At 71.3% G+C, this 12,291-nt stretch carries 11 protein-coding genes; 6 read left to right on the forward strand and 5 right to left on the reverse strand.

Going from position 1 to position 12,291, the window contains the following annotated elements; translation table 11 throughout:
- Positions 1-131 precede the first annotated feature (131 nt).
- From ACGFH8_RS03925 to ACGFH8_RS03935, 3 genes are all read right to left on the reverse strand, one after another.
- Complete coding sequence (locus ACGFH8_RS03925; RefSeq protein WP_393362969.1) at positions 132-1,052, reverse strand: RimK family alpha-L-glutamate ligase; 921 nt, start codon at positions 1,050-1,052, stop codon at positions 132-134.
- A gap of 13 nt (positions 1,053-1,065) precedes the next feature.
- Positions 1,066-1,401, reverse strand: a complete 336-nt coding sequence (locus ACGFH8_RS03930; protein WP_393362972.1) for a hypothetical protein — start codon at positions 1,399-1,401, stop codon at positions 1,066-1,068.
- A gap of 285 nt (positions 1,402-1,686) precedes the next feature.
- Positions 1,687-2,640: a heme o synthase gene (locus tag ACGFH8_RS03935; protein WP_393362974.1), complete on the reverse strand. Its 954-nt coding sequence runs from the start codon at positions 2,638-2,640 to the stop codon at positions 1,687-1,689.
- Positions 2,641-2,906: 266 nt separating this feature from the next.
- On the opposite strand from ACGFH8_RS03935, the gene tkt reads away from it, so the two are divergent.
- From tkt to pgl, 6 genes are all read left to right on the forward strand, one after another.
- The gene (gene tkt, locus ACGFH8_RS03940; RefSeq protein WP_393362977.1) at positions 2,907-5,045 is read left to right on the forward strand and encodes a transketolase; all 2,139 of its coding nucleotides are present in this window, start codon (positions 2,907-2,909) and stop codon (positions 5,043-5,045) included.
- 15 nt (positions 5,046-5,060) lie between these two features.
- A complete protein-coding gene (tal, locus tag ACGFH8_RS03945; RefSeq protein ID WP_393362980.1) occupies positions 5,061-6,236 on the forward strand; it encodes a transaldolase in 1,176 nt (391 codons plus the stop codon).
- A 126-nt stretch (positions 6,237-6,362) separates the two neighbouring features.
- Positions 6,363-8,012, forward strand: coding sequence for a glucose-6-phosphate isomerase (locus ACGFH8_RS03950; RefSeq protein ID WP_393362983.1), 1,650 nt, complete (start codon positions 6,363-6,365; stop codon positions 8,010-8,012).
- 108 nt (positions 8,013-8,120) lie between these two features.
- Positions 8,121-9,626 carry a glucose-6-phosphate dehydrogenase gene (gene zwf / locus ACGFH8_RS03955; RefSeq protein ID WP_393364483.1) on the forward strand — a complete coding sequence of 502 codons (1,506 nt, stop codon included), beginning with the start codon at positions 8,121-8,123 and terminating at the stop codon, positions 9,624-9,626.
- Positions 9,623-10,639, forward strand: coding sequence for a glucose-6-phosphate dehydrogenase assembly protein OpcA (locus ACGFH8_RS03960; protein WP_393362985.1), 1,017 nt, complete (start codon positions 9,623-9,625; stop codon positions 10,637-10,639). Before zwf ends, ACGFH8_RS03960 begins: the two co-directional genes overlap by 4 nt.
- Positions 10,640-10,763: 124 nt before the next feature.
- A complete protein-coding gene (gene pgl, locus ACGFH8_RS03965; protein WP_393362988.1) occupies positions 10,764-11,534 on the forward strand; it encodes a 6-phosphogluconolactonase in 771 nt (256 codons plus the stop codon).
- A 10-nt stretch (positions 11,535-11,544) separates the two neighbouring features.
- On the opposite strand, the gene ACGFH8_RS03970 is transcribed toward pgl, so the two are convergent.
- Both ACGFH8_RS03970 and secG read right to left on the reverse strand, forming a co-directional pair.
- On the reverse strand, positions 11,545-11,886 hold the full coding sequence (locus tag ACGFH8_RS03970; RefSeq protein WP_393362991.1) for an RNA polymerase-binding protein RbpA: 342 nt from the start codon (positions 11,884-11,886) through the stop codon (positions 11,545-11,547).
- A 140-nt stretch (positions 11,887-12,026) separates the two neighbouring features.
- Positions 12,027-12,287: a preprotein translocase subunit SecG gene (gene secG / locus ACGFH8_RS03975; protein WP_393364486.1), complete on the reverse strand. Its 261-nt coding sequence runs from the start codon at positions 12,285-12,287 to the stop codon at positions 12,027-12,029.
- Positions 12,288-12,291 lie beyond the last annotated feature (4 nt).

Raw genomic sequence — 12,291 nt, forward strand, 5'->3', positions numbered from 1 at the left:
CTCGGTTTTCAGGAAGTCGCGGTGTCCGGGTCGATCTGACGGGCCGACTTTCAGAAAGCCGAGTCGATCACAGCAAGGCCGAGTCGACCACGGCGCCCGGCGCGCGTGCGATCGCCGCCCGGCCGCGCCGGTCAGGCGCGGCGGGCCAGGTGGGTGGCTATCGCGGTGGCGAGGCGGTCGGGGGCCCCGTCGGCGTACCCGATGAACAGCGACGGCTCGGTCAGCTCCAACTCGACCAGGACCGGCTCGCCGTCCGGGCCGGGGATCAGGTCGACCCGGGCGTAGAGCAGTTGCCGCGTGCCGCCGGGCACCACGGCGAGGGTCCGCTCGGCCACCGCCAGCTGCGCGGGTCGGGCGGTACGGGCGGTGATCTCCTCGGCCTTGTAGAGCCCGTCCGGGCCGAGGTCGGGACCGGTCAGCATCGGCCCCTTGCGGATGGCGTGACTGAAGGCGAGCCCGTCCGGGCCGGCCAGGAAGAGCAGCGCCGTCTCACCCTCGGTGTCGACCGCACGCAGGTACGGCTGGACCATTGTCACCCGACCGGCGTCGGCGAGCCGGCGGACGTGGGCGGCGGCGAGGTCCCGGTGTTCCGGGTCGGCCAGGTCGTACCGGCCGGTGTCCTGACTGCCGGCGCTGACCGCGGGCTTGAGCACGTACTCGCCGGTCTCGGCGGGTGGTTGCCAGCTCTCCCCCGGCTCGACCCACGACGTCGGCACGGTCGGCACCCCGGCGGCGCTCAGCTCGGCGAGGTAGCGCTTGTCGGTGTTCCAGCGCACCACGTCGGCGGGGTTGACAAGCGTCGGGACGGTTGCCGTCCAGGCCACGAACTCGTCGCGGCGCAGCGCGTAGTCCCAGGGTGAGCGGAGGACGACCAGGTCGAAGGAGGACCAGTCGACGTCGGGGTCGTCCCAGACCGCTGTCGCGACGGAGATGCCACGGGCCTGGAGCGGGGCGAGGACCAGCCGGTCGTCCGGGTCGAGATCGACGAGGTCGGCACAGGTGACGAGAGCGACCCGGGGTTTCCCCCGGGTCGACTGGTGGTGGGTGGTCAATTGAGCTGGCTGTTCAGCGGGCCATGGTGCGGCGGGCCATCGACCGCCAGAGGTCGTTGCTCGGGCGCATCTGGTCCATCAGTTCACGCTCCCAGGCGTTCTCGACGGTGACTCCCGCCTTGGCGCACGCCTCCCGGGCGGTGACGGTGTCGTCGGCGAACTGGTCGCCCCACTCGCCGTCGGAACCCACCAGGACGATTCGCGCGCCACGCTTGCCGACGTACTCGATGACCGCCTTCGCGCCGCCGTGGCCGGCGGCGAACGCCTGAAGGCCCGCGACCAGGCCGCGGGGGGCCTGCTCGTCGGCGGTCTGCTCGGCCGTCAGCGTCGTATCGGAACCATCTGCCATGACGCGAAGCCTAAGCAGACTTGCACCCGCCCGGGCGAGAACCATGAACCTTTTGTGATGCCAATTACCTACGGGTTTAACCAGGACCGCAGCGAGCCTGTCCGGTTATATCCGGACTTTTACCCGCAAAGCGAGCGAGCAAATCGACCCGCAGGCCGCGCAGTTGAGCCGATCCGACTCATGCCGAAAGTTACCCCGATGTGACGTAAAAGCGGACAATTCATCGATGTCCATGATTAGTCGGGAAGTCGGCGACACGTGCTCGCCGCCGCGAGGCGGGACGGCTCAGATCAACGCGTCGAGCGCGACAGCGACGAACACGATCGTCAGGTACGTCGTGGACCAGTGGAACAGTCGCATCGGCTTGACCGCCTCGCCACGCGTCGCGCGCCGGCAGAGTCGGTGCGCCTCGACCACGAAGATGGCGCCCACCACCAGGGTCGGCACCCCGTAGATCGCGCTGAGCCCCAACGGCCAGACGGCCAGGGAGGTGAGCACGGTGAGCCACGCGAAGATCAGGATCTCGGCGTTCACCCGGCGGACCGAGGCCACCACCGGCAGCATCGGGATCCCGGCGCGGGCGTAGTCGTCCTTGTATTTCATGGCGAGCGGGTAGAAGTGCGGCATCTGCCAGAAGAAGACCACCGCGAAGAGCCCCCAGGCGGCCGGCGCCAGCGAGCCGGTCACCGCCGCCCACCCGATCAGCACCGGAGCCGCACCGCAGGCGCCACCCCAGAAGGTGTTCGTCGGAGTGGAGCGCTTGAGCCACAGCGTGTAGATGACGTCGTAGTAGACGATCGCCGCAAGCGTCAGGCCGGCGGCGAGCAGATTGGTGAACGCCGCCATCAGGGCGATCGACACCGCCGCCAGCACCAGACCGAAGACCAGCGCGTTACGGGGTGACACGGTGTGCGCCGGCAGCGGCCGGCGCTTGGTACGCCGCATCAACTGGTCGATGTCCCGGTCGATGTAGCAGTTGAGCACGCTTGCCGCGCCCGCGGCGAGCGAGCCACCGATCAGCACGACGGCCATCAGCCACAGCGACGGGAGCCCGCCGTCGGCGAGCATCATCGCCGGGACGGTGGTGACCAGCAGAAGTTCGACGATGCGCGGCTTGGTGAGCGCCACGTACGCCGACAGGACCGCGCGTACGTCCCGCCGGGCCACCGGGCCCTCGGCCGCCCGCGCCGGGTGCTGCCCGGCCGGGTTGCTCGCGGGGCGCTCGGTGATCATGCTCACGGATTGCCACCTTCCGGCATCGGGCACGGGGAGATCGGATCGGTCGGGACCGCTCGGGCCCGCACACCGACCCACACACTACGCGTTGTCGTTTTGGCTGCCCGGCCGACCCGACAACGGTGCCTGCCGTCACACCACCGGGTTGAACCAAGCATCCGGAACGTCACCTCGCGCACACCATGCGGAGATCCCCGGGCGCGCGTTTAGGGACGCTCGATAAGGTCATCGGTGAGGGTTCCGCCCATCTGCCGAGGAGCACAACCATCGTGGCTGCCAAACGACCCGAGCACTCCGCACTGAACTGGTCCGACCTCGATCGCCGGGCCGTCGATACCGTCCGCGTGCTGGCCATGGACGCCGTTGAGAAATCCGGCAATGGTCACCCGGGCACCGCGATGAGCCTCGCGCCCGCGGCGTACCTCCTCTTCAACCGCGTCATGCGACACAACCCCGCCGACCCGAACTGGCCCGGCCGGGACCGGTTCGTCCTCTCCGCCGGGCACTCCAGCCTGACGCTCTACATCCAGCTCTTCCTGTCCGGTTACCCGTTGAGCCTGGACGACCTCAAGTCGCTGCGGCAGTGGGGCTCGCAGACGCCGGGTCACCCCGAGCACGGGCACACCCCGGGCGTGGAGACCACCACCGGCCCGCTGGGGCAGGGCCTGGGCAACGCGGTCGGCATGGCCATGGCGGCCCGCCGCGAGCGCGGCCTGTTCGACCCCGAGACGGAGCCGGGCGCGTCGGTCTTCGACCACGACATCTGGTGCATCGTCTCCGACGGCGACATCGAGGAGGGCATCAGCCACGAGGCCAGCGCCCTCGCCGGGCACCAGCAGCTGGGCAACCTCACGGTGATCTACGACGACAACGAGATCTCCATCGAGGACGACACCCGGATCGCCAAGAGCGAGGACGTCGCCGCCCGCTACGAGGCGTACGGCTGGCACGTGCAGACCGTCGACTGGCGCAGTGGTGACGCCGACCAGGGCGACTACCACGAGGACGCCGAGGCGCTGTACGCCGCGCTGGTGGCCGCCAGGGCGGAGACCGCCCGGCCCTCCTTCATCGCGCTGCGCACCATCATCGGCTGGCCCGCCCCCAACAAGCAGAACACCGGCAAGATCCACGGCTCGGCTCTCGGCGCCGACGAGGTGAAGGCCACCAAGCAGATCCTCGGCTTCGACCCGGAGCAGACCTTCCAGGTCGACGAGGACGTGCTCGCCCACGCCCGCTCGGTGATGGGCCGCGGCTCCGACGCCCAGCAGGAGTGGACCACCTCGTTCGACGCCTGGAAGAAGGCCAACCCGGAGCGCACCGCGCTCTACGAGCGGCTGGCTGGTCGCGTACTGCCGGACGGCTGGACCGACGCGCTGCCGGTCTTCCCCGCCGACGCCAAGGGCGTGGCCACCCGTGCCGCGTCCGGCAAGGTGCTGGAGGCGCTCGCGCCGGTGCTGCCGGAGCTGTGGGGCGGTTCGGCCGACCTGGCCGAGAGCAACAACACCACGATGAAGGGCGAGCCGTCGTTCATCCCGGCCGCGCACGCCACCAAGGACTTCCCCGGTCACGAGTACGGCCGCACGCTGCACTTCGGCATCCGTGAGCACGCCATGGGCGCGATCCTCAACGGCATCGCCCTGCACGGCGGCACCCGCCCGTACGGCGGCACGTTCCTGGTGTTCAGCGACTACATGCGCCCGTCGGTGCGGCTGGCCGCGTTGATGGGGCTGCCGGTCACCTACGTGTGGACGCACGACTCGATCGGCCTCGGCGAGGACGGCCCGACCCACCAGCCGGTGGAGCACCTGACCGCGCTGCGCGCCATCCCGGGCCTGGACGTGGTCCGTCCGGCGGACGCCAACGAGACGGCGTGGGCCTGGCGGCAGGCGCTGGAGCACACCGACCGGCCCACCGCGTTGGCGCTGAGCCGGCAGCCGCTGCCGACCTTGGACCGCGACGTCCTGGGCAGCGCGGAGGGCGTGGCCAAGGGCGGTTACGTGCTGGCCGAGGCGTCCAACGGCAAGCCGCAGGTGATCATCGTCGGCACCGGTTCCGAGGTGCAGCTCTGCCTGACCGCCCGGGAGCGGCTGGAGGCCGACGGCACCCCGACCCGGGTCGTCTCGATGCCCTGCCAGGAATGGTTCTACGAGCAGGATGAGGCGTACCGGGAGTCGGTGCTCCCGCGCGGGGTAAAGGCACGGGTGAGCGTGGAGGCGGGCATCGCGATGTCCTGGCGCGGAATCGTCGGTGACCTGGGCGAGAGCGTGAGCCTGGAGCACTACGGAGCGAGCGCCCCGCACACCGTGCTCTTCGAGCAGTTCGGGTTCACCGGCGACCGGATCGTGGCGGCGGCACACGCCTCGCTGGCCCGGGTGGGCGACATCACCGGTTTCACGACCGGAAACTGAGGGAGCGTGAACAGCATGGCCGACAAGCTGAATGAGCTCACCGCCGCGGGTGTGGCGGTCTGGCTCGACGATCTTTCCCGGGTGCGTTTGAGTTCCGGCGGGCTGGACAAGCTCCGCCGCGAGAAGCACGTGGCCGGTGTCACCACCAACCCGACGATCTTCGCGAAGGCGTTGAGCGACGCCGACGAGTACAACTGGCAGCTGCGCGACCTCGCCACCCGTGACGTGGACGTGGAAGAGGCCGTACGCATGCTCACCACGTACGACGTGCGGTGGGCCTGCGACGTGATGCGCCCGTCGTACGACGGCAGCGAGGGCGTCGACGGCCGGGTCTCGATCGAGGTGGACCCGCGCAGCGCGCACGACGCGGACAAGACGGTCGCCGAGGCCAAGGCCCTGTGGTGGTTGGTCGACCGCCCCAACCTCTACATCAAGATCCCGGCCACCGAGGAGGGCCTGTCGGCGATCACCGACACCCTCGCCGAGGGCATCAGCGTCAACGTGACGCTGATCTTCGGCCTGGACCGCTACTCGGCGGTCATGGAGGCGTTCCTCGCCGGTCTGGAGCAGGCCAAGGCCAACGGCCACGACCTGTCGAAGATCGGTTCGGTCGCGTCGTTCTTCGTCTCCCGCGTCGACTCCGAGGTCGACAAGAGGCTGGAGAAGGTCGGCTCCGACCAGGCGAAGGCCCTGAAGGGCAAGGCCGCGGTCGCCAACGCGCAGCTGGCGTACGAGCGCTACACCGAGGTGTTCTCCTCCGACCGGTGGAAGGCGCTCGCCGGTGCCGGCGCGCACCCGCAGCGGCCGCTGTGGGCGTCCACCTCGACGAAGAACCCGGACTACCGCGACGTCATCTACGTCGAGGAGCTGATCGCCCCCGGTACGGTCAACACCATGCCGGAATCGGTCATCCACGCGTACGCCGACCATGGCGAGACCCGCGGCGACACCATCACCGGCGCGTACGACGCGGCCCGGAAGGTCTTCGCGGACCTGGAGTCGGTCGGGGTGGACATGGACGACGTGATCGCCACCCTGGAGCGCGAGGGCGTGGAGAAGTTCGAGGCCAGCTGGCAGGAGCTGCTCGACGGCGTCCGCAAGTCGCTGCAGGCCGCGGCCCAGGGCACCGGCGCGCCGAACAAGGCCGCCAAGGGCAACGCCAAGGGCGCCGAGAAGGCCGGTGGCGCATGAGCGAGCGAATCAGCAAGCTCAGCACGCGGCGAAGCGGAGTGACGGCATGAGCGAGCGCAGCGAGCGAATCAGCAAGCTCAGCGCGGAGATGCCTCATGACGGCACGCAGCGAAGCGGAGTGACGGCATGAGCGACCTTCTCGCAGGGCCGGTGGAGGCCGCTGCCGGGCTCGCCGTGTACGGCGCGGACGCCGTCGACAAGTCCGCGCCGGCCTCGACCCGGGACGCGCTGGTCAAGGCCGGCGTCCCGGGCAAGCTGGCCGGCAAGGACGCGAGCCTGTGGGGTCCGGACGCCGAAGCCGAGGCGAAGGTCCGGCTCGGCTGGGTCGACACCCACCGGCGCAGCCGGGAGTTGCTGGTGCAGCTCGCCGAGCTGAAAGCCGAACTGGCCGACCTGGACCACGTGGTGCTCGCCGGGATGGGTGGTTCGTCGCTGGCCCCCGAGGTGATCACCCGCACCCTGGGTCGCCCGCTGACCGTGCTGGACACCACCGACCCGGGCCAGGTCCGGGCGGCGCTCGGTGACCGGCTGGAACGCACGGTGGTGGTGGTGGCCAGCAAGTCCGGGTCGACGGTGGAGACGGACAGCCACCGGCGCGTCTACTGGCAGGCGTTCCTGGACGCCGGGATGACCGAGGCGGAGGCCGGCCGGCACTTCGTCGTCGTCACCGACCCGGGTTCGCCGCTGGAGGCCACCGCGGCCGAGATGGGCGCGTTCACCGTGCTCGCCGACCCGAACGTCGGCGGCCGATACTCGGCGCTCACCGCGTTCGGCCTGGTGCCCTCGGCGCTGGCCGGGGTCGAGGTCGCGGAACTGCTCGACCAGGCCGACGCGCTTGCCGCGTCGCTCGGCGCCGACCGGGACAATCCGGCGCTGGCGCTGGGCGCCGCCCTGGGCGCCGCGGCCACGTTGGCCCGGGACAAGGTCGCCCTGGTCTCCGACGGCACCGGCATCGACGGCCTCGGCGACTGGGCCGAGCAGTTGATCGCCGAGTCGACGGGCAAGGCCGGGGTGGGCATCCTCCCGGTGGTCGTGGAGTCCCCGCAGAGCCCCGGCGCCACCGGCGCGGACGTGCTGACGGTCAGCTACGGCGGCTCGCTCGCCCCCGGTGACGTGCCAGGTGGCGGCGCCACCCCGGACGTGGCCGTCAACGGCCCGCTGGGCGCGCAGTTCCTGGCCTGGGAGTACGCGACGGCGGTGGCCGGCGTGGTGCTCGGCATCGACCCGTTCAACCAGCCGAACGTCACCGAGTCCAAGGAGAACACCAACAAGATCCTGGCCTCGGGTCCGCCGGCGGAGTCGCCGTCGTTCACCGAGGGCGCGATCGAGGTGTACGCCCCGCAGGGCGCTCCCGGGGACCTGGCCGGCGTGCTGCGCTGGCTGCTCGACGGGCTGGGCGACGACGGCTACCTCGCGGTGATGGCGTACCTCGACCGGTTCGCCGACGCCGACGCGGCCCGGCTGCGGCCGCTGCTGGCGCGGGCGGGCGGGCGGCCGGTCACGTTCGGTTGGGGGCCGCGGTTCCTGCACTCCACCGGCCAGTACCACAAGGGCGGCCCACAGGTGGGCAGCTACCTCCAGGTGACCGGCGCGGTCGCCGAGGACCTGGCGGTGCCGGGCAAGCCGTACACGTTCGGTGAGTTGCAGGCGGCGCAGGCCGCCGGGGACCGGCAGGCGCTCGCCGGACGGGACCGCCCGGTGCTGCGGCTGCATCTGACCGACCGTGCCGCCGGTGTCGCCCAACTGCTCGACGCCGCCGGTGACCTGCCGGCGTGAGGATGGACGACGTGACTGAAGCGGAAGCGAGGGGGCACCGTGAGCGCGAGGAGTGAGCCGGGGTCGCAAGCCCCGCAAGCGCGAACCGAAGGTGGCTCGACGAACCCGCTGCGCGACCCGCAGGACCGCCGGTTGCCCCGGATCCCGGAGCCGTGCGCTCTGGTGATCTTCGGGGTGACCGGCGACCTGGCCCGCAAGAAGCTGCTCCCCGCCGTCTACGACCTGGCCAACCGGGGGCTGCTGCCACCGGGTTTCGTGGTGCTCGGCTTCGCGCGCCGCGACTGGGGTGACGGCGACTTCGAGACGCTCGCCTGCGAGGCGGCCCGCAAGCACGCTCGTACCCCCTGGCGGGACGAGGTGTGGGCACGGCTGGCCGGCAACATCAAGTTCGTCGGTGGGTCGTTCGACGACGACGCCGCCTTCGACCAGCTTGCCTCGACGCTCGACGACCTGCGTCAGACCCACGGCATCACCGGCAACGCGGCGTTCTACTTCTCCATCCCCCCGGCCGCGTTCCCGGTCGTGCTGAAGCAACTGGCCCGCACCGGGATGGCCGACAACGAGAAGTCCGGCGGTTGGCGTCGGGTCGTGGTGGAGAAGCCGTTCGGCAACGACCTGCCCTCGGCGAAGTCGCTCAACGACCTCGTCGACGACGTGTTCACCCGGGAGGACGTCTTCCGGATCGACCACTACCTGGGCAAGGAGACAGTTCAGAACATCCTCGCCCTGCGGTTCGCCAACAACCTGTTCGAGCCGCTGTGGAACTCCAAGTACGTCGACTCGGTGCAGATCACCATGGCCGAGGACGTCGGCATCGGCACCCGCGCCGGCTTCTACGACACCGTCGGCACCGCCCGCGACGTGCTCCAGAACCACCTCCTGCAACTCCTCGCCCTGGTGGCGATGGAGGAGCCGACCAGCTTCGACGCCGACGAGATCCGGGCCGAGAAGCTGAAGGTGCTCAAGGCGATCACCCTGCCCAAGGACGTGGCCCGGGACACGGTGCGCGGGCAGTACCTGCCCGGTTGGGTGGGCGGCGAGCGCGCGGTCGGCTACCTGGAGGAGCGGGACGTTCCGACCGACTCCACCACGGAGACGTACGTGGCGGTGCGGCTGGGCATCCAGAACCGCCGGTGGGCGGAGGTGCCGTTCTACATCCGGGCCGGCAAGCGGCTGCCCCGGCGGGTCACCGAGGTCGCCATCATGTTCAAGAAGGCGCCGCACCTGCCGTTCAACGACGCCGACATGGAGTCGCTCGGCAACAACCAGTTGGTCATCCGGGTGCAGCCGGACGAGGGTGTGGTGCTCAAGTTCGGCTCGAAGGTGCCGGGCACCACGATGGAGGTCCGCGACATCGCGATGGACTTCCAGTACGGCGAGGCGTTCACCGAGTCCAGCCCCGAGGCGTACGAGCGGCTGGTGCTGGACGTGCTGATCGGCGACCGCACCCTGTTCCCGGACGCGGCCGAGGTCGAGCAGAGCTGGCAGGTGATCGACCCCCTGGAGCACGCCTGGGCGGGCACCAAGCCGGAGCCGTACCGGGCCGGCGAGTGGGGGCCGCGCGCCTCCGACGAGATGCTGGCCCGCGAGGGCCGCGCTTGGAGAAGAGCATGATCGGGCTGTGGGACACCACCGGCAACGAGGTGGTCAAGGCACTCGCCGCCGAGCGACGCAGCGCCGGCGGCGTGGCCAGTGGCATGGCGCTCACGCTCATCGTGGTGGTGGACGAGAAGCGGGTCCGCGAGGCGGAGGCGGCGGCGACGATCGCCGCCGCCGCCCACCCGTGCCGGCTGGTGGTGGTGGTCCGCTCCGAGATCGAGCGGGACCGCAACCGGTTGGACGCGGAGATCGTGGTCGGTGGCCGGCTCGGCCCGTGCGAGGCGGTGGTCACCCGGATGTACGGCCGGCTGGCCCTGCACGCCGAGTCGGTGGTCATGCCGCTGCTGGTTCCGGACGTGCCGGTGGTCACCTGGTGGCACGGCGAGCCGCCGGCGGAGATCGCCACCGACTTCCTCGGGGTGGTCGCCGACCGCAGGATCACCGACTCGGCGCAGGCCGCCGATCCGGTGGAGGCACTGCGGCAGCGGGCCCGGGACTACGCCCCGGGCGACACGGACCTGGCGTGGACCCGGATCACCCCGTGGCGGACCCTTGTCGCCGGGGCGTTCGACACCGCCAGCGAGCGGGTCGTCGAGGCGACAGTGGTCGCGCCGCCCACCGACCCGACGGCGGCGCTGATGGTCGGTTGGCTGGCCAGCCGCCTCGGCATCACCCCGCACCGGGTGGACTCCGACGAGTTTCCCCGAATGCGGGAGGTGCGGTTGAGCTGCGCCAACGGCGATCAGTTGGTGTTGACCCGCGAGGACAGCATGGCGGTGTTCCGGCGTACCGGCCAGGACGACCGGGCCCTGCCACTGGTCCGCCGCCCGCTCGGTGACGAGTTGGCGGAGGAGCTGCGGCGTCTGGACGCCGACCAGGTGTACGCGGAGGCGCTGGGCGCGACGGTCGGGCTGCGAGGGCTGGAGCAGCGTCCCCCGCAGCGGGTGCACGTGTGGAAGGATCCGGCCACCGCGCGGCGCGCCGAGGCCGGGGTCACGGCGCACACCGGCACCAGCGGCGAGAGCTGAAGGCCTGCCGGGGCAGGGGCCGGTGTGGACCGGCCCCTGCCCCGGGACACACCATCTCGGGCACACCGGTCCGGGCACGACGCGACAGCGACCGCCGGGCGGTCGGGAAACGAAGGCGCATCCCATGAGTGAGGCGAGTGTCGCCGTCCACGCCGACGCCGACCTGCTGGCGCAGGCCGTGGCGGTCCGGTTGTTGGTGAAGCTGCTCGACGCCCAGGCCGACCGGGGTGAGGCCTCGGTGGTGCTCACCGGTGGCCGGATCGCCGCGGCCGTGTACCGGGCGGTGGCGACGCTGCCCGCCCGCGACGCGGTGGACTGGTCCCGGGTCGACGTGTGGTGGGGCGACGAGCGGTTCCTGCCCTCCGGTGATCCGGACCGCAACGAGACCCAGGCCCGAGCCGCTCTGCTGGACGCGGTGCCGCTGGACCCGGCCCGGGTGCACCCGATGCCGGCCTCGGACGGCCCGGCCGGCAACGACCCCGAGGCGGCGGCTGCCGCGTACGCGGAGGAGTTGGCGCGTGCGGCCCGGCCCGGGCACGCCACGCTGCCGCACTTCGACGTGCTGATGCTGGGCGTCGGCGAGGACGGGCACGTCGCCTCGGTCTTCCCCGAGCACCCGGTGCACTACGAGACCCGGCCGGTCAGCGCGGTGCGGGGCAGCCCCAAGCCGCCGCCGATGCGGACCACCCTCACCCTGCCGACGATCAACACCGCCGAGGAGGTCTGGCTCGTGGCCGGCGGCGCCGACAAGGCCCGCGCGGTGGGTATGGCGTTGGCCGGCGCCGGGCCGGTGCAGTTGCCGGCCGCCGGGGTGCACGGGGTGGGCCGCACCCGCTGGCTGCTGGACCGGGCGGCGGCAGCCGACGTGCCGGCACGACTGCGCAGCCTGCGCTAGGCGGACCGCTTTACTCGCCCCGGCGACGGCGCAGCGCCGCCAGCGCCTCGTTCAGCAGGGCCTCCCCCTCCTCGGCGGTGCGCCGCTCCTTCACGTACGCCAGGTGGCTCTTGTACGGTTCGGCGCGGGTCCGGCCGGGCGGGTTCTGGGCGTCCCGGCCGGCGGGCAGGCCGCAGCGGGGGCAGTCCCACCGGGCCGGCGCCTCGGCGTCCGCAGCGATCCGGATGTTGGTCCGGTGGTCGTTGCGGCACCAGTAGGTGACGTCCTGTCGGGGGGCGGGTTGGTGTCGCTCGTCGGGGCGCATGGGCGCGGAACCGACTCGGGCGCCGCGGATGACGTTGCCACTGGGCACGGCTGCTCGCTCCTGTCGTCGGAGGGGACCCGCCGTCTTTCAGGGGTGGACGGCGGGCGACGCGGTGCAGCGGAGAAAAGCCTGCGCGCGGCCCGTCGAGTGACGGACCGCGCGCAGATTGTACGACTTGATGAGCGTGCTCAGGTGCCGCTGTTCATCTGGAGGCGCAGCCAGAGCCCGAGCCCGACGATGGCGGCGAACCAGACGATGCTCACCAGCACGGTGTAGCGGTCCAGGTTCTTCTCCGCCACGGACGAGCCGGCGAGGCTGGAGCTGACGCCACCGCCGAACATGCTCGACAGGCCACCGCCCTTGCCGCGATGCAGCAGGATGAGCATGGTGAGCAGAATGCTCGTGACGATCAGCAACACGATCAACGTGTATGCGAACCAGATCGGCAGCATG

Source organism: Micromonospora sp. NPDC049175 (genome assembly GCF_043197345.1).
Taxonomy (GTDB): domain Bacteria; phylum Actinomycetota; class Actinomycetes; order Mycobacteriales; family Micromonosporaceae; genus Micromonospora.